Source organism: Deinococcus planocerae, from assembly GCF_002869765.1.
Classification (GTDB): domain Bacteria; phylum Deinococcota; class Deinococci; order Deinococcales; family Deinococcaceae; genus Deinococcus; species Deinococcus planocerae.
The window spans coordinates 76,607-93,057 of the sequence record NZ_PNOR01000006.1; the positions used below are offsets into that span (position 1 = coordinate 76,607).

At 70.3% G+C, this 16,451-nt stretch carries 16 protein-coding genes; 12 read left to right on the forward strand and 4 right to left on the reverse strand.

The window, feature by feature from the left end:
- Positions 1-78: 78 nt before the first annotated feature.
- From A7B18_RS04885 to A7B18_RS21260, 3 genes are all read left to right on the forward strand, one after another.
- Positions 79-2,922 carry a 2-oxoglutarate dehydrogenase E1 component gene (locus A7B18_RS04885; RefSeq protein ID WP_102125564.1) on the forward strand — a complete coding sequence of 948 codons (2,844 nt, stop codon included), beginning with the start codon at positions 79-81 and terminating at the stop codon, positions 2,920-2,922.
- A gap of 126 nt (positions 2,923-3,048) precedes the next feature.
- A complete protein-coding gene (gene odhB / locus A7B18_RS04890; protein WP_102125565.1) occupies positions 3,049-4,359 on the forward strand; it encodes a 2-oxoglutarate dehydrogenase complex dihydrolipoyllysine-residue succinyltransferase in 1,311 nt (436 codons plus the stop codon).
- A 238-nt stretch (positions 4,360-4,597) separates the two neighbouring features.
- On the forward strand, positions 4,598-4,924 hold the full coding sequence (locus A7B18_RS21260) for a hypothetical protein (RefSeq protein WP_146009458.1): 327 nt from the start codon (positions 4,598-4,600) through the stop codon (positions 4,922-4,924).
- Between the two features lie 43 nt (positions 4,925-4,967).
- Here the strand turns inward: A7B18_RS21260 and pyrE are convergent, their stop codons facing one another.
- Positions 4,968-5,528 carry an orotate phosphoribosyltransferase gene (pyrE, locus tag A7B18_RS04895; protein ID WP_102125566.1) on the reverse strand — a complete coding sequence of 187 codons (561 nt, stop codon included), beginning with the start codon at positions 5,526-5,528 and terminating at the stop codon, positions 4,968-4,970.
- A 217-nt stretch (positions 5,529-5,745) separates the two neighbouring features.
- On the opposite strand from pyrE, the gene A7B18_RS04900 reads away from it, so the two are divergent.
- Positions 5,746-6,486, forward strand: a complete 741-nt coding sequence (locus tag A7B18_RS04900; RefSeq protein ID WP_102125567.1) for an RNase H family protein — start codon at positions 5,746-5,748, stop codon at positions 6,484-6,486.
- A gap of 228 nt (positions 6,487-6,714) precedes the next feature.
- Here A7B18_RS04900 and A7B18_RS04905 read toward each other — a convergent pair whose 3' ends face one another.
- Positions 6,715-7,401 (reverse strand): metal-dependent hydrolase, encoded by a 687-nt coding sequence (locus A7B18_RS04905; RefSeq protein ID WP_102125568.1) that lies wholly within the window; start codon positions 7,399-7,401, stop codon positions 6,715-6,717.
- A gap of 173 nt (positions 7,402-7,574) precedes the next feature.
- Here A7B18_RS04905 and cdaA point away from each other — a divergent pair, with 173 nt between their 5' ends.
- From cdaA to A7B18_RS04940, 7 genes are all read left to right on the forward strand, one after another.
- Positions 7,575-8,417 (forward strand): diadenylate cyclase CdaA, encoded by an 843-nt coding sequence (cdaA, locus tag A7B18_RS04910; protein ID WP_180970026.1) that lies wholly within the window; start codon positions 7,575-7,577, stop codon positions 8,415-8,417.
- Positions 8,414-9,424: a CdaR family protein gene (locus tag A7B18_RS04915; RefSeq protein WP_102125570.1), complete on the forward strand. Its 1,011-nt coding sequence runs from the start codon at positions 8,414-8,416 to the stop codon at positions 9,422-9,424. The genes cdaA and A7B18_RS04915 overlap by 4 nt, the downstream gene beginning before the upstream one ends.
- A 134-nt stretch (positions 9,425-9,558) precedes the next feature.
- Positions 9,559-10,242, forward strand: a complete 684-nt coding sequence (yqeK, locus tag A7B18_RS04920; RefSeq protein ID WP_180970021.1) for a bis(5'-nucleosyl)-tetraphosphatase (symmetrical) YqeK — start codon at positions 9,559-9,561, stop codon at positions 10,240-10,242.
- Positions 10,239-11,519: an LCP family protein gene (locus A7B18_RS04925; RefSeq protein ID WP_102125571.1), complete on the forward strand. Its 1,281-nt coding sequence runs from the start codon at positions 10,239-10,241 to the stop codon at positions 11,517-11,519. The genes yqeK and A7B18_RS04925 overlap by 4 nt, the downstream gene beginning before the upstream one ends.
- Positions 11,516-11,905: a ribosome silencing factor gene (gene rsfS / locus A7B18_RS04930; protein WP_102125572.1), complete on the forward strand. Its 390-nt coding sequence runs from the start codon at positions 11,516-11,518 to the stop codon at positions 11,903-11,905. The genes A7B18_RS04925 and rsfS overlap by 4 nt, the downstream gene beginning before the upstream one ends.
- Before the next feature lie 117 nt (positions 11,906-12,022).
- Positions 12,023-12,715 carry a response regulator transcription factor gene (locus A7B18_RS04935; RefSeq protein WP_102125573.1) on the forward strand — a complete coding sequence of 231 codons (693 nt, stop codon included), beginning with the start codon at positions 12,023-12,025 and terminating at the stop codon, positions 12,713-12,715.
- Positions 12,712-13,692: a sensor histidine kinase gene (locus A7B18_RS04940; RefSeq protein WP_102125574.1), complete on the forward strand. Its 981-nt coding sequence runs from the start codon at positions 12,712-12,714 to the stop codon at positions 13,690-13,692. The genes A7B18_RS04935 and A7B18_RS04940 overlap by 4 nt, the downstream gene beginning before the upstream one ends.
- A 79-nt stretch (positions 13,693-13,771) precedes the next feature.
- On the opposite strand, the gene A7B18_RS04945 is transcribed toward A7B18_RS04940, so the two are convergent.
- Complete coding sequence (locus tag A7B18_RS04945; RefSeq protein ID WP_102125575.1) at positions 13,772-14,497, reverse strand: hypothetical protein; 726 nt, start codon at positions 14,495-14,497, stop codon at positions 13,772-13,774.
- 61 nt (positions 14,498-14,558) lie between these two features.
- The gene (locus A7B18_RS04950; RefSeq protein ID WP_102125576.1) at positions 14,559-15,476 is read right to left on the reverse strand and encodes a PRC and DUF2382 domain-containing protein; all 918 of its coding nucleotides are present in this window, start codon (positions 15,474-15,476) and stop codon (positions 14,559-14,561) included.
- A 319-nt stretch (positions 15,477-15,795) separates the two neighbouring features.
- On the opposite strand from A7B18_RS04950, the gene phoU reads away from it, so the two are divergent.
- Complete coding sequence (gene phoU, locus A7B18_RS04955) at positions 15,796-16,440, forward strand: phosphate signaling complex protein PhoU (RefSeq protein ID WP_102125577.1); 645 nt, start codon at positions 15,796-15,798, stop codon at positions 16,438-16,440.
- Positions 16,441-16,451 lie beyond the last annotated feature (11 nt).

Consider the following 16,451-nt stretch of genomic DNA (forward strand, 5'->3'; position numbering starts at 1 on the left):
TTGTGCCCCGCGCGGGAACAAGGCGGGGGGTGCGGGCGCCGCCATCGGGCGCCGGGCCGGGGGGTATGCTGGGGCGTTATGACGCAGTCTCAGACGATCATGTCCGGCGGGAATGCGGCCTTTATCGAGGGGCTGTACGAGGCGTACCTCGCCGATCCTGCAAACGTGGACCCCGAGTGGCGCGCGTACTTCGACGACCTGCGCGGCGGGGCACGCGAAACCCCCCACTCCCAGGTCCAGCAGGCCTTTTACCAGCTCGGCACGCAGCGGCGGGGCGGCGCGGTTCTCCCCGCCCCGGAGGGGGTCAGCGGCGCGCAGCAGGCCGCCGGGGCGCTCATCACGGCCTACCGGGTGTACGGCCACATCAGCGCGCGGACCAATCCCCTCAAGATGCGCGGCCTCCCGGTCGTGCCCGAACTCACCCCCGAGTATTACGGCCTGTCGGAGGCGGACCTCAACGAGACCGTCCACGACGGTGTGTTCCACGGGCCGCTGCGTGAGGTGATCGCCCAGCTTCAGGAGACGTACTGCGGGGCCATCGGCTTCGAGTTCAACTACCTTCCCGCGAACGAGCGGGCGTGGTTCCAGGAGCGGGTGGAGGCCGGGCGGGGCCGGGGCCGCTACTCCCCGGAGGAGCGCCGCCGCCTGATGGTCAAACTCAACGCCGCCGAGGGGCTGGAGCGCTACCTCCACGTCAAGTACGTGGGGCAGAAGAGGTTCTCGCTGGAGGGCGGCGAGAGCTTCATCCCGCTGCTCGACCGGATCATCCAGCAGGCGGGAAGCTTTGGGGTCAAGGAGACGGTCATCGGGATGGCGCACCGCGGGAGATTGAACGTCCTCGTCAACATCTTCGGGAAAAAGCCCAGCGACCTCTTCGCCGAGTTCGAGGGCAAGAAAAAGATCAGCGACGATCCGGACATCGCGGGCGACGTGAAGTACCACATGGGCTATTCGAGCGACGTGCGGACCCCCGGCGGCCCGATGCACCTCGCGCTGGCCTTCAACCCCTCGCACCTGGAGATCGTCTCGCCGGTGGTCCACGGCTCCGTGCGCGCCCGCCAGGACCGCCGGGGAGACGCGGAGCGCAAGCAGGTGCTGCCGGTCACCGTGCACGGCGACGCGGCGGTGAGCGGGCAGGGCGTGGTGATGGAGACGCTGAACATGTCGCGCCTGCGCGGCTTCACGACGGGCGGGGCGATCCGCATCGTGATCAACAACCAGATCGGCTTCACGGTGAGCGATCCGCGCGATACCCGCTCGAGCCGCCACTCGACCGACGTGGCGAAGATCGCCAACGCGCCCGTGATGCACGTCAACGGCGACGACCCCGAGGCGGTGGCCTTCGCGGGCGACCTCGCCATCGAGTACCGCCAGAGCTTCGGCAAGGACGTGTTCATCGACCTGATCTGCTTTCGCCGCCACGGCCACAACGAGGCCGACGACCCCACGATGACCCAGCCCATCATGTACCGCGAGATCAAGGCGCACCCCGGCACCCGCGCCCTGTACGCACGCGACCTCGAGGCGGCGGGCGTCTTGCCGGCGGGCGAGGGCGACCGACTGGTGGAGCGGTTCCGCGACCAGCTCGACGCGGGGGGCGCCGTGGTCGAGGAGATGGAGAACCTCGAGCAGAGCCGACTCGCCGCCGACTGGAAGGGGTACGTGGGCACCGAGTGGACCGACGACACGCCCACGAGCGTGCCCCGGGAGCGCCTTACCGAACTCGGCCTCAAGCTCAGCGAGGTGCCGGAAGGCTTCGGGCTCCACCGCGGGGTGGCGCGCGTGCTGGAGGCCAGACGGGCCATGAGCCGCGGCGAGCAGCCCCTCGACTGGGGGATGGGCGAGATGCTGGCGTACGCGACGCTGCTCGTGGAGGGCTACCATGTCCGGCTCGACGGCCAGGACTCGGGCCGCGGCACCTTCGTCCACCGCCACGCGACCCTGCACGACCAGAGCGCGCAAGACCCCATGAACGAGGAGTACCTCGGCCTCGCGCACCTCTCGCCCGATCAGGGCCGGGTCGAGGTGATCGACTCCACGCTCTCGGAAGAGGCGGTGGTCGCCTTCGAGTACGGCTACTCGACCTCGGAGCCCAAGGCCCTCGTCGCCTGGGAGGCGCAGTTCGGCGACTTCGCCAACGGGGCGCAGGTCGTGATCGACCAGTTCCTCTCGGCGGGCGAGAGCAAGTGGCAGCGCCTCTCGGGCCTGACCATGCTGCTCCCGCACGGGTACGAGGGCGCGGGGCCCGAGCACTCCAGCGCGCGGCTGGAACGCTACCTGCAACTGTGCGCCCAGAAGAACATGCAGGTGGTGGTGCCCTCCTCCGCCGCGCAGATCTTCCACCTCCTGCGCCGTCAGGTGCTGCGGCCCTACCGCAAGCCCCTGATCGTGATGACGCCCAAGAGCCTGCTGCGCAACAAGCTCGCCATGAGCCCGCTGAGCGACCTCGCGGGGGGCCGCTTCTGTGAGGTTATCGGCGACGACACGGTGCAGCAGGCGAAGCGGGTGGTCGTGAGCAGCGGCAAGCTCCACTGGGAACTCTTCGAGGCGCGTGACGCCGACAAGGAGGGGTACGCGGGCACGGCGCTCGTGCGGCTGGAGCAGCTCTATCCCTTCCCCGCCGATGCGCTGAAGGCCGAGCTGGCCAAGCACCCCGGCGCGCAGGTGGTCTGGGCGCAGGAGGAACCCCAGAACCAGGGCGCGTGGTTGATGATCCGCGACGACCTGGAGAAGGTGCTCTCTCCCGGACAGCGCCTCATCGCCGCTACCCGTCCCCGCGCGGCGAGCACGGCGGTGGGCTACGCCAGCGTCCACACCCGCGAGCAGGCGCAGGTCATCGCCGACGCGCTGGGCGAGCGGGTCACGCCCGAGAAGGTGGAAGCCCAGGTGCAGGCGGTGCAGGAGGCGACGGCGCAGGCCTGAGCCAGGAACCCGGGGGCGGAGGGAGGCCAGGCGGCCACCTCCGCCCCTTTCATGTGTTCCGTGCCCCTCCTGCGGGAAGCGTCCCCACGTCAGTCACGCCCCCCGGGGGGTATAAAGGGTCTCGTTATGGCCGAAATCAAGGTTCCCGTTTTTTCCGAGTCGGTGAGCGAGGGCACGCTGCTGACCTGGCACAAGAAGCCCGGCGATGAGGTCAGGCGCGGCGAGGTGATCGCCGAGATCGAGACCGACAAGGTGGTCCTGGAAGTCACCGCCCAGCAAGACGGCGTGCTCCAGAGCGTCGCCAAGAACGAGGGCGACACCGTGCTCAGCGAGGAGGTCCTGGGCACCGTCGGCGACGCGGGCGCCCCGGCGCAGGCCACGCCCACGCCCGCCGCCCAGACTCCGGCGCCCGCCGTGGATCAGGCGAGCGGCCCGGTGGCGAACGAGACGAGCGCGGGCGGTACCGCCACCCAGCCCGACAGCGCGAACCTCGGGAACGAGGCGACCCGCCGCGACGACCTCTCCCCCGCCGTGCGGCGCGTGGTGACCGAGAACAACCTCGACCCGGCCCAGCTTCCCGCGACCGGCCCCAAGGGCAACATCACCAAGGCGGACGCGCTGGGAGCGGTCGCCACCGCCCAGGCCGCGCCGAGCACGGTGGCCCAGCCCGCGACGACCCAGCCGAGCGCGCCCGCTCCGGCCACCCCCACCCCCTCGGCGCCCGTTCCCAGCGGCCCCCGTGCCGAGCAGCGCGTACCCATGACGCGTATCCGCCAGCGCATCGCCGAGCGGCTCAAGGAGGTGCAGAACACCGCCGCGCTGCTAACCACCTTCAACGAAGTGAACATGAAACCGGCGATGGACCTGCGCAAGAAGTACCAGGACCAGTTCGTCGCCAAACACGGGGTCAAGCTCGGCTTCATGAGCCTGTTCGTGCGTGCGGCGACCGAGGCCCTGAAGCAGTTCCCGGTCGTGAACGCCTCGGTCGAGGGCAAGGACATCATCTACCACGGCTACTACGACATCGGGATCGCGGTGGCGAGTGACCGGGGCCTTGTTGTCCCCATCCTGCGCGACACCGACGGGATGAGCCTCGCCACCATCGAGAAGGAGATCGCGGGCTTTGCCCAGAAGGCCAAGGGCGGCAAGCTGACGCTGGAGGACATGAGCGGCGGCACCTTCTCCATCACGAACGGCGGCACCTTCGGCTCGATGATGAGCACGCCGATCATCAACGCGCCGCAAAGCGCCATCCTGGGGATGCACAACATCATCGAGCGCCCGGTCGCCGAGCAGGGGCAGGTCGTCATCCGCCCGATGATGTACGTGGCCCTGAGCTACGACCACCGCATCATCGACGGGCGTGAGGCCGTGCTCTTCCTGGTGACGATCAAGAACCTGCTGGAAGACCCGGCGCGGATGTTGCTGGAGGTGTAGGAGCAGTCAGCTATCAGCCGTCAGCGGTCAGCGGTCAGCTTTTCGGGGCTGGCCGCTGTTGACTTGTGGGACGAGAGTCCAAAGAATCCTCTAGATTGTCCGTATGCTTTCAACACTATACGAGCTTCACCCTCTTCGGGGGGTAGGTCCTATCGAATTGGGGATGACCTGTGATGAGTCGCGCCTTGCTATGCGGCAGACACCTAAGACCTTCCGCAAGTCCCCCCTATCCCCTACCTTGACGGACGCTTACCACGGAAATGCCTTTCAAGTCTTCTTCGACGAGGAGGAAAGAATCGAGTTTATTGAACTTTCCCGAAACGACGGGATCGGAGCGATCTTCCAGGGGACGGACCTTCTCCACACTCCAGCCGAACAAGTCATCCTCTTGCTGTGTTCTGTGGCAAACCTTGACTCTAACCATTCTGAATTGGGGAACACCTACACATTTCCAGAGCTTGAGCTATCACTATGGCGAGCGGTGATACCCCAAGGTGATGGAGACAGCGAAGGACGTTTCTTCAACACCGTGGGTATCGGAAAATTGGGCTACTTCTCCCGTTAAGCCGCGTCGTCCTTTCCGCATAGCAACGCTTATTGTCAACTTCTCAAATCTTCTGCAACGGCCTCTCCGCCAACCACTCCGGCACCTCGTCGGGCAAGTAGGTGTCGAAGGTCAGGTGGGCCAGGCTGACGAGCGGGTAGCCCGCCAGCGGCCCCGCCTCCTTCCGCCGATCCACGATGCAGGCGATGGCGACGCACTTTCCGCCTGCCGCCTCCGATGCGCGCACGGCCTTGAGAACGCTGCCGCCGGTCGTGAGCACGTCCTCCACAGCGACGAAGGGTTCACCGGGAGCGAGGGTAAACGCCTCCCGAATCTTCATGCCGCCCTGACCGTCCTTCTCGGCGAAGATGGCGCGGGTGCCGAGGTGACGGGCGACCTCATAGGCGAGGACCACGCCGCCCATCGCGGGGCCGACGGTGACCGTGGCGCGCACACCCTCCTCACGCAGCTTCTGGGCTAGCCCCTGCCCGATGCGCTCGGTGAGGTGGGGGTACTGGAGCACGGTGGTCGATTGCAGGAACTTGGGGGAGTGGCGGCCCGAGGCGAGCAGGAAGTGCCCCTCGTGGTACGCGCCCGCCTCGCGGTAGAGGGCTAAAACGTCCATGCCCGGAGTATTGCCGATTCCACAGCCGAGCGCGGGACCTCACACAGCGGCCCGGCGCATTCCTTCCCTATGATGGCGCATGGAGTTCCCTGACCATGCGCCCCCCTCTCTCCACGTCCCGCGCCCGCGCCTCCCGCTTGGCATTCCGCTGCGAACGACGGTGCAGACGCGCACGCTCGATGTCGAGTTGTAAGGGCAGCCACCCCGGAGGCGCGGCGTGAATCAGGCTTACGTGGACGCGAGCTGGCACGAACTCCAGGGAGGGCAGGGGGTGGGAGGCTGGGGTCTGGTGCTCCTGCTGCCGGAGGCTCTCCCCGCCCGCTACCAGGGGCAACTCGACGCGCCCGATAACAACGCCGCCGAGCTGCGCGCCGTGCTGGAGGCCGTGCGCCACGCCCCGGCGCACGAGTCGCTGGCGGTGTACACCGACAACGAGGCGGTGATCGCGTCGGTGGGGAGGGGCCGGGGACCGCACTCACTCACCGACCACGCCCGCGAGGTTCAGGACGAGGCCCAGGTGAGGGGCGTGCGGCTGCGGGTGAGTTACGCGCCGCGCACCCGGCGCCACATGCTCGCCGCCCACGACCTCGCCAACGACGCCCGCCGGGGCCTGACCACCCCCGCCCTCGCCGGGCCGCACGCCGACGTGCTGATCGAGCAGCGGCCCAGCAGCCCCGAGGCGCGCGTCAGCCTGCGCCGCCACGGCGAGCGGGTCACCGCGCACGTCCGCCTCGACCCTCTGTCCGCCGTGCCGCCAAGCGCGCAGGCCCTCCTCGCCGCCGTGACGCTGGCCCGCCCCGGCGAGGTGCTGTTCGTCCGCCGCGCGAGCAAGGTCGCCCAGGCCCTCTGGCAGCGGCCCGAGCGTGCCCTCCTCCCCGACGCCCTCGCCCGCTTGCAAGAGGCGCGGCAGACGGCAGACGGGCTGGGAGTGCAGGTGCAGTTCCAGAAGACGGGGTAAGGCCTCGCTCGACATCAAGACGACGGGCGCAATGGCGGGGAGGACACAAATCCAAAGAAGAGGCACAACCGAAGTGTGCACTCAGGTGTCGGGGGTGAGGTCCACTCCTACCCTTGTCATCGGACATCTGTTTCAGCCTGATGATGTGTCCGACGTGTCAGGCACTTCCGCCCGCCGACCGTTTCCTCTTACCCCTTCCGACCATTCGGATTATAAGGCGTGGAGCCCTCACACCTCTACCCATTCCCCTGGCTCCAGCACCCGCACGTCCACCCCGCGCGCCTGCCCCTCCCGCGCGAAGACCTGCGGGTCGCCGGTCAGCGGCGGGAAGGTGCCGTAGTGCATGGGAACGGCGACGCGGGGACGCAGCAGCTCCAGCGCGCGGGCGGCCTCCTCCGGCCCCATCGTGTAGTGGTCGCCGATGGGCAGAATGGCGGCGTCCAGGCCCCGGTCGCCGATCAGCCGCATGTCGGAAAAGAGGCTGGTGTCGCCTGCGTGGTAGACGCGCGCGCCGCCCATCTCGATCACGAGGCCGGTGGGCATCCCCCCGTAGGTGCCGTCGGGGAAGGAAGACGAGTGCCAGGCGGGGGTGAAGTACACGCTGCCCCACTCGCCGCGCACGGTGCCGCCGATGTTCGCGCCGATGGCGTTCGGGGCGCCGTTCTTGCCCGCGTAACCCCCGATCTCCGCCGTGCCGATCACGGGCACGCCCGCCTGGCCGAAGTCGAGGGCATTGCCCCAGTGGTCGCCGTGCGCGTGGCTGATCAGGACGGCGCTGACGTTCCAGCCCAGCGCCTCCTCCAGGGAGACGGGGGACTTTGGGTTGCCCTGGATGAAGGGGTCGATCAGGACGCGGTGCTCGCCGCTCTGAAGGAGGAAGGTGCTGTGGCCGAGGAAGCGAAGCTGGAGGGGCATGACGCCACGCTAAAGGCTCGGCGCGGGGGCCGGACGCAGGCGGGATTTCGAGTTCGCTGAGCCTTCGAGGGGGAGGGCTTGACATGGCCGCGCTTCAGCGGGAGTTCATCCCCGGGCCCGTATAGTGGACGCGTGCCGCACGCTTGCCCACACGGCGGAAAGGAGCGCCGGGTCTGCCTTTCCCCATCGGTTCGCTGACCCTCCAGGACGTCCTCGACGTGCTGCTGGTGACGTTCCTGATCTACCAGGGCTACCTCCTGGTGGTGGGCACGCGGGCGGTGAACGTGGTGCGCGGCATCCTGGTCTTCGCCGGGGTATGGGTGGTGTCCAAGGTCCTCGGCCTCGCCACCCTGAGCTACCTCCTCGACCGGGCGGGGACGGTGGGGCTCTTCGCGCTCGTGGTGCTTTTTCAACCCGAGCTGCGCGCCGCGCTGGAGCGGGTGGGCCGCCCACGTGCGCGTGACGCCGGGCAAGGCGGGGCGGCCCTCCAGGACCTCGCGCGGGCGATGGAGCGTCTCGCCGAGCGCAAGACGGGGGCCCTCATCGCCATCGAGCGCCGCACCCCGCTCGGCGAGTACGCGGCGACGGGCGTGCGGCTCGACGCGGTGGTGAGCGTGCCCTTCCTCGAAGCCTTATTCGCGCGCAACGCCCCGCTGCACGACGGCGGCGTGGTCGTGCAGGAGTCGAGGGTGGTCGCGGCAGGATGCCTCTTTCCCCTCCAGGCGGCGGACGGCACCTACCGCCGTTACGGCACCCGGCACCGGGCGGCCATCGGGCTCTCCGAACTCACCGACGCCGTGGTGCTGGTGGTCAGCGAGGAACGCGGCTCGATGCGGATTGCGCTCGCAGGCAGGCTGGGCCCGCACCTCAACGGCTCGGAGCTGCGCGAGCAACTGCGGGCCCTGGTGTACGACCGGGCCGACCTGACCGGCGAGCTGCCGGGGGTGCCGGGCACGGTTCCGCCCCCTCCCCCCGAGCCCGAGGCGGGCGGGCAGCCGGAGCGGGGGGGAGCGTGAGGGGCCCGGGCGGCGAGCTGCGGCGCTGGCTCGACCCCAGGTACGTGTGGCGCCGCGCCCTGCACAACCTGCCCGCCAAGGTGCTCGCGCTGCTGGTCGCCGTGACCCTGTGGTTCGTGGCGACCAGCGACCGCCGGGCGAACGTCGAGCAGGGCTTCGACGTGCCCGTGACGGTCGCCGACACGACGGGCGGGCGGGGCGAGGGTACCCGCGCCGTGAGCGGCCTGACCCCCGCGACCGTCCGGGTGACGCTGAGCGGGCGGCCCGAGCGCTTGCAAGAACTCACGGGCGACGACGTGCGGGCGGTGGTGGACGTGACGGGCGTGCCGGAGGGGAGCTTCACCCTGCCCGTGACGGTAGAGCCCCCCACCGGCACCACGCTCCGCGAGGGGCGGCCCCGGCGGGTGCAGGGCTTCGTGGACACCCGGCTCACCCGCAGCCTGCCCGTCACCCTGAGTGTCGCCACCCCCCCCGAGACGAGCCTGCCGCGCTACAGCGTGAGCCCCGACGGGGCCACCGTGGGCGGGCCGGGCCGGGTGGTGCGCGAGGTCGCGCGGCTGGTGAGCACGCCTCTGAGCCTCGCCCCCGGCGACGAGCGCGAGGCGGCCCTGATCGCCCTCGACACCGAGGGCGAGCCCGTCTCCGGCGTGACGGTCACCCCGGCGAGCGTCACGGTACGCCGCCTGGACACCGGCGAGCTGCCCGTCAAGGCGGTGCGCGTGGTGCTGAGCGACCCGCCCGCCGGGCTGCGCGTCACCTCGGTGAGCGTGCAGCCCAGCAGCGTGAGACTCATCGCCGCCCCCGAACTCCTCGCCCGGCTGCGCGAGGTCACGGGTGCCGTCACCTACCGGGAAGGCACCTACACCGCCCCCGTCACCCTGCGTGTTCCGGCGGGGGCCCAGGCGCTGGAGACCGTCAGCGTGCGCCTCACCGTCGAGCGCCGCGCCGCCACGACTCGGGCGGCGGACCCCGCCTCCGGAGCGGGGGTGGGCGACTCGGCCCCCTGAAGCTGGGGAAGATCCCCACCCCCCGGGTGAGGACCCCACCCGAAATGGAAGCGCTACCGTTCGCGGCGGCAGGATGGAGGGCGCGCGGGGCGGTATACTTCACACATGGTGTGGCGCGGCACTCCAGTAGCCATATGATTGCCCAATTCCTCGACCTTCAGCACCCCCTGGCCGAACTCGCCGGGTGGGACGAGCGGGTGCGGCTGATGGTGCGCCCCCGCCGGTACGAGCACGTGCTGCGGGTGGCCGACCTCGCCTGCCGCATTGCGCGGGCCAACGGGCTCGACGAGGCGCGGGCCTACGCGGCGGGGCTGCTGCACGACCTCGCCCGCGACCTGCCGGACGCGGAGCTGCTGCGGCTGGCGCCCCCCGAGTGTCCTATCGACGCCGCACACCCGCTCGCGCTGCACGGGCGGGCCGCGCGGACCCTGCTCGAACGCTGGGGCTACCGCGACCCCGTGGTGCTGGAGGCCGTCGAGGACCACACGACCGGCCCGCGCGGCGGCAACCCGGTCGCCGACTGCGTGTACGTCGCCGACGTGTCCGAGCCCGGGCGCGGCGTGAACGACCACATCCGCGACCTCGCCCTGCACGACCTGCCCGCGGCGCTGAGCGGCGCCATCGTCTCCAAGGTGACGTATCTCCAGGGGCGCGACATCACCGTGCATCCCCGCACCCTGCGCGCCTACCACGCGCTGCCCTGCGTGCGGCAGGCGCTGGCCCAGGGGCAGGACCCGTCCACCGTGGCCGCCGCGGGAGCGGACGGGAGAGTCGTCCGGCCCCCGCGGCGGCGGCGCGGTCCCACCTCCCACGCATGACCTCTTCCCGCCGCCTCTCCCGGCTGCGCGCCCTGCAAGTCGGCGGGCTGAGCCTCGCCGCCCTGTCATTGGGGGGCTTCGCCGTGCTGGGGGCGCCGGGCTCGTCGCCCCTCCAGGCCGCCCAGGGGACAGGCCGCGTGCCGCACTTCACCCTGCTCCTCGCCGGGCGGGACATCGTGTACTGCTACTACCGCACGCCCTGCCAGGATCAGGACCAGCGCACCGGGCTCGTCCAACCCCCGAACACCGACACCCTGATGCTCGTGAAGGTGGACGCCGGGCGCCTGAGCGTGTTGAACATCCCGCGCGACACGAATGTCGGGGAGTTCGACCCCCGGGAGCCTATCGCCGCGCAGAAGGTGAACAGCCGCTACTGGTCGGGGGGACCGCAGGCCCTGACCCGCGCGGTGGAGACGATCACGGGCGAACGGGTGGACGCCTACGTGGTCGTGCGCACCGACTACGTGGCGCGGGTGATCGACGCGCTCGGCGGCCTCGACGTGACGGTGCCGGAGGGCGGCATCGAGTGGGTCGATCAGGCGGCGGGGGTGGACCTGCGCCTCCCGGCGGGGCCGCACCACCTCGGCGGCGAACAGGCCGTGCTCTTCTTGCGGGTGCGCAAGGGCTTCGGGGACGACTACGGGCGCATCGACCACCAGAAGCAGGCCTTGACCCAGCTCGCCGCGCGGCTGCGGTCGCCGCAGGGGCTGGCGGCCTTGCCCACCATCCTGGGCGGCATCGGCCACGGGGTGGAGACGAACGTGGACCCCAGTCTCCTGACCACCCTGCTGCCGCACCTGCCGCAGCTCAAGCTCTCCTTCGCCACCCTGCCCACCCGGGCGATTCCGGGCACCTTCAACCTCGCGCCGGACCGGGAGGCGCTCGCGCGGGTGTGGGAGCAGGGGGCGGGGACCACGGCCTCCCGGGCGGCGCCGGACGTGAGCGTGCAGGTGGTGGACGCGAGCGGCGCGAGCCTCGGCGTGGGGCTGACGCGGGCGCTGCGGGCGCTGGGGTACACTCGCGTAACGCTGGAGGCCGCGCCCCCCAGCCGCGAGGCGAGCCAGGTGCTGACCGGACAGAGCGTGGAGGCCGCGAACGAACTCGCGGGCGCGCTGGGGCTGCCGCGGCTCCAGGGTGAGCGCTTCCCGGTTTCGGCGGGCGAGGTCGGTATCCTGCTGGGGGCCGACGCCCGCGTCAGCCTCGCCGCCCTCGCCGCACTCAGCCGGGGCGGCGACCGGCCTCGTCTCAGTCGCGTGCCCACCACGGAGAACCCATGACCTCGACATCCCCACATAGCGACCCCACCCAGCACCAGCTCCGCGTCATCGTGGACGCCGCCCGCGAACGCCGCGCCGAGGACGTGGTCGTGCTCGACCTGACCGCAGTTTCCTCCACCCTCGAATACTTCGTGATCTGCACCGCCACCGCCGGGCTGCAACTCAACGCCGTCCAGGAGAACATCCGCGAGAAGGCCCAGGAGGCGGGGCTCTCCCGCCCGAGCGTGGAGGGCCCCAGCGAGCGCTGGCTGCTCCTCGCCTTTGGCGGCGGCATCGTCGTCCACATCATGACCCGCGAGGCGCGCGAGTATTACGACCTCGAAGGCCTGTGGAGCGACGCCCACGTGATGCAGTTCCCCGAGCAGGCGGCAGACCGGACGCTGTGAAGGCCGCCAGCTTCCAGCCGCCAGCCACCGGCGCGGGAGTCCTGGCTGGCGACTGGAAGCTGGCCGCTGACCGCCTGCCCTGACATCCGCCTGACCTCGCGCCCCACAATGAGGGCCATGAGCCATGTGGTCGTGATCGAGGACGAGGGCACCGTGCGGGAGGTGGTGCGCTTTCACCTGGAACGCGCCGGGCTGCGGGTGAGTGCCTTCGACACGGTGCGCGCGGCGGAGGAGGCTCTCTCCGGGGCCGACGCCTTGGTGCTCGACTGGATGCTGCCGGGCGAGAGCGGCCTCGGGCTGCTGCGCCGCTTGCGCGCCGACCCCGAGCGCAGGCGCCTCCCGGTGCTGATGCTCACCGCCCGCGCGGCGGAGGCGGAGCGGGTCGAGGGGCTCGAATCGGGCGCGGACGATTACCTGACCAAGCCCTTCAGCTCCGCCGAACTCGTAGCGCGGGTGCGGGCGTTGCTGCGCCGCTCGCTGCCCGACGCGCCCCAGGTCCTCAGCAACGGGCCGCTCGGCCTGGACCTGGGGGCCGCCGACGCGCGGCTGGGCGGGGAGCGGCTGCACCTCACCCGCCGCGAGTTCGACCTTCTCGCCTTCCTGACCCGCAACACGGGCCGGGTGTACTCGCGCGCCGAACTCCTCGACCGGGTGTGGGGGGCCGACTTCCTGGGGGGCGAGCGCACGGTGGACCAGCACGTCACCCAACTGCGCGCCCACCTGGGAGACGACCCGGCTCGCCCCCGTTTCCTGGAGACCGTGCGCGGCAAGGGCTACCGGATGCGGCCCTGGACGGAGGCGGGCGTATGACCGCCGGGCCCACCCCCCGCCTCGGCGCCTGGATGGACGCCCTGCCTCAGGCCGTGCTGCTCTTTCGCCCCGGCGAGGCGGACCCGCACGCCGTCACGGTGAGCTGGGTGAATGCCGCCGCCGTTCGGCTGTGGGGCGTGTCCCGGGAGCGCGCGGCGGGCCGTCCCCTGCTGGAGGTCGTGCGGCGGCACACCCTGGAAGCACTCGCCGGTCGCGGCGGCGAGCTGGAGCTGGAGGCGAGCGGGCGGACCCTGCGCTGCACCGCCGTGCCTCCGGAAGAGGGCGGGGAGGGCGCCCTCATCGTGGAGGACGTGACCGAGCTGCGCCGCCGCGAGGCCGAGCTGCGGGAGGCGACCGCCGTGCTCTCGCACGAGTTCCGCACGCCCGTCACCGGGCTGAGGGGCGTGCTGGAGGCGCTGGAGTATGACATGCCCCCCGAACTCGCCCAGAGCTTCGTGCGCCAGGGTCTTCAGGAGGTCGAGCGGCTCGCCCGCCTCGTGGAGGACCTCGCGGTGGGTTTTCGGCCCACCCGCGCCCGCACCCTGCCGCTCGCGGAGGCCTTCGCCCGCGCCGAGCGGTTGCTCACCCCCGAGGTGAGCGCCCGGGGCACGCGCCTCAGTTTCGGCGAGAGCCACCTCGTGCGCGCCGACCCCGACAAGCTGCTTCAGGTACTTCTCAACCTGATCGAGAACGCCCTGAGGTACGGCCCGCCGGGCGGTCCCGTCGAGGTGCAGACCCTGCGGCAGGGCGCCTGGGTGGAGCTCGCCGTCCTCGACCACGGCCCGCCCCTGGAGGACACCGAGGCCCTTTTCCGCGCACACACCCGGGGCAGGCACGCCACCGGCCAGGGCAGCGGCATGGGCCTGTACATCGTGCGCAGCATCGTTCACGGCTGGGGCGGGCAGGTGTGGACCGAGCGCCGCTCTGAGCACAACGCCTTTTGTTTCACCCTGCCGGGGGTGGCGGGACTCGGGTAGGTCGGCCCGGGGAACACTTCGGACACAAGAAGAAGGGAGGAGCCTCCGGTGCTCCCCCCTCCTCTCCTTGAACTGTGCCTCAGCGGCGCGGCCCGTCGGTCGGTCCACCCAACCGGACCTCGGTGCGCTGCCCGCCGCCCCGGCCCGCCAGCCCCGCGAGGCCGATCAAGCCGAGCAGCCCCCACGGGAAGCCACGGTTGTTGTTCGTGGTGGTCGTGGTCTCGGTCGTCGTGGCCGCACCCGCCGTCGCCGCATCGGTCGCCGTCGTGTCCGTACCCGTCGTGTCGGTCGTCGTGGTGTCGGTACCCGTCGTGTCGGTGGTCGTCGCGTCCGTACCGGTGGTCGTGGCGTCCGTCCCCGTCGTCGCCGTGTCCGTGCCGGTCGTGTCGGTGGTCGCGGTGTCGGTTGCAGTCGCGTCCGTACCGGTGGTATCGGTGGTCGTGGTGTCGGTTCCCGTCGTCGCCGTGTCCGTAGCGGTAGTATCCGTGCCGGTGGCGTCGGTCCCCTGGACCTCGTTCCCAGCGGTGCCGTCGCTCTCGGTCTGGGTGGTGACGTTGTCGTTCTGGACGCCTGTATCCGTGCCGGTGGTATCGGTCCCCTGGACCTCGTTCCCGGCGGTGCCGTCGCTCTCGGTCTGGGTGGTGATGTTGTCGTTCTGGACGCCGGTGTCCGTGCCCGTGGTACCCGTGGCGGTCGTATCGGTCGTCGTCGTGTCGTTGGTGGCCGCGTCTGTCTGCGCCGTCGCCATCACCGGAGTGGAGACGAGGGCCAGGGCGAGAATCAGGTTACGCATATTGGGGGTCATTCAGTCCTCCGGCAGGGGCAATCGAGGGGAAGTCGTCGGGCTCGGATGGGGAGGGTCGGGCTTACTTGCGGTTGTTCCGCAGGTCGTCGTCGTCGCCCGTCACCCGCACGTCGCCCGTCTGGTTGACCTCCAGCACCTCGCGGCCCACCGTATCGGTGACCGTCTGTTGCTCGGTCACGACGCGCTTGCCAACCTCGACCTCTTCGGTCACGAAGGCCTGCTTGCTGACCTGGGCGCGCTCGGCCTCCAGGTCCACCCGCACGGTCTGCGTCTCGCCCGCCGAGAGCACGTCACCCTGCACCGGCTGCGGGTTGCTCACGGGGTGACGCTCGATGATCACTTCCTCGCGCTGCACCGGCACGCTCACGGTCTCCTGGTGGGTCTCCACCCGCTTGCCGATCTGCACGCTCCCCGCGCGGTACTTTTCCTTGTTGACCGTCAGGCGCTCTTCCAGAAGCTGGAGGCGGTCGGGCGTCTTGAACATCCGGTCCCGGGCCTCGCGGTCGTAAGAAGCGCCCGCCGCACCCGTGGCCGCGGTGCCCATCGCCGCGTCACCCATCGTGGTGCCCGTCACGGCGGTCGTGGTGGTCGTCGAGGTCGTGGTCCCCATCGCGGTGTTCGCGCCGCGCAGCACCCGCTCGTCGCTCTCCTCGACGTCGAAGACGTACTCCTCGTTCTCGTCGTAGCGGTGCAGCGAGGAGAGCTGGCCTGCGCTCATGCTGTCGAAGTACACGCCGTCGTTCTCGATCCGCGCGTAGCCGATGGGCACGATCAGCGCGCCGTTGAGGCTGCCGTTGTCGTCATCGACGAGCAGGTAACGGATCTTGCCGTAGTCGTCGTCGACGAGCACGTCGCGGATGGTGCCGATCTGGCGTCCGCCGGCGTAGGCGGTCGCGCCCACGGGGTTGTACATTCCCGCGTCCTGGAAGTCCTCGCGGTAGCTGTTGGAAATGTCGGACAGACGATGAAGGTGTGGCATGTTCTTCTCCTTGTGGGGTACGACTTGACTTCGCGGCCATTGTGCGAAATGCAACTTCACCTTGCCTGAGAAAGTTAAGGTGAAGGGTTGAAAATAACGCTCTCTGAAGCCCAGACAAACGTGCGATTAAAGCCGAGCGGTGTTGTTGAGAGGGGGATACCGAAGCCGGGCGGGTGCCTCCATGAAAAGCCGTCCGGTTCGTCCCATGTCCCCCTCAGACACGAGGATTTCCAACGGGCCCGGGGCCCGGGGCGGGGGCGTCACCGTTCCATGACCCGCCCGCCCCACCGGGAGTGGTACGTTCCTGACAGGAGCCCCCATGCGTGACGCCCTGGAAACCGATCTGCGAGCCGTCCTGAACGGCGCCCTGAACATGCTCGGCACCGTCGAGCGGATGCTGCCCATCGCCGGGGACGTGCTGATCCACGCCCAGACCGCGCGGCTGGAGGAGGTCCGGGCCCTCGACCGCGAGGTGGACGCGCAGGAGGAGAGGATCGAGGCCGAGTGCCTGCGGATCATCGCCCTGCACCAGCCCGTCGCCCGCGACCTGCGGCTTGTCGCGTTGATCCTTAAGAGCCTCAGCGACATCGAGCGCATGGGCGATTACGTGGTCCACGTCGCCGCCGACGGGGCCGACCTCGCCCAGGCCCCGCCCCTGAAGCGCTACATCAACCTCGCGCGGATGCTCGAACGGCTCGGCGAGATGAGCCAGAACCTGCGCACCGCCATCGCCGACCGCGACGTGACCCGCGCCGAGGCCACCATTGAGATGGACGACGAAGTGGACGAGCTGTACGAGCAGATTCAGCGCGAACTCGTCACCTACATGCTCGAAGACCCCCGCAATATCTCCAAGGCCCTGACCCTGATGCGGGTGGGCCGCTCCCTCGAGCGCGTCGGCGACCACATGGAGAACGTGGCCGAGCGGGTGAGGTACTGGGTGACGGGGCAGCGGGAGGCGTAGGGGAACATGGA

Bases quoted from the DNA above. Each gene is read 5' to 3' on its own strand.
- A7B18_RS04885 (WP_102125564.1), top strand. From the start codon at position 79: ATGACGCAGTCTCAGACGATCATGTCCGGCGGGAATGCGGCCTTTATC.
- odhB (WP_102125565.1), top strand. From the start codon at position 3,049: ATGGCCGAAATCAAGGTTCCCGTTTTTTCCGAGTCGGTGAGCGAGGGC.
- pyrE (WP_102125566.1), bottom strand. From the start codon at position 5,528: ATGGACGTTTTAGCCCTCTACCGCGAGGCGGGCGCGTACCACGAGGGG.
- A7B18_RS04905 (WP_102125568.1), bottom strand. From the start codon at position 7,401: ATGCCCCTCCAGCTTCGCTTCCTCGGCCACAGCACCTTCCTCCTTCAG.
- yqeK (WP_180970021.1), top strand. From the start codon at position 9,559: ATGATTGCCCAATTCCTCGACCTTCAGCACCCCCTGGCCGAACTCGCC.
- A7B18_RS04925 (WP_102125571.1), top strand. From the start codon at position 10,239: ATGACCTCTTCCCGCCGCCTCTCCCGGCTGCGCGCCCTGCAAGTCGGC.
- rsfS (WP_102125572.1), top strand. From the start codon at position 11,516: ATGACCTCGACATCCCCACATAGCGACCCCACCCAGCACCAGCTCCGC.
- A7B18_RS04935 (WP_102125573.1), top strand. From the start codon at position 12,023: ATGAGCCATGTGGTCGTGATCGAGGACGAGGGCACCGTGCGGGAGGTG.
- A7B18_RS04940 (WP_102125574.1), top strand. From the start codon at position 12,712: ATGACCGCCGGGCCCACCCCCCGCCTCGGCGCCTGGATGGACGCCCTG.
- A7B18_RS04945 (WP_102125575.1), bottom strand. From the start codon at position 14,497: ATGACCCCCAATATGCGTAACCTGATTCTCGCCCTGGCCCTCGTCTCC.
- A7B18_RS04950 (WP_102125576.1), bottom strand. From the start codon at position 15,476: ATGCCACACCTTCATCGTCTGTCCGACATTTCCAACAGCTACCGCGAG.
- phoU (WP_102125577.1), top strand. From the start codon at position 15,796: ATGCGTGACGCCCTGGAAACCGATCTGCGAGCCGTCCTGAACGGCGCC.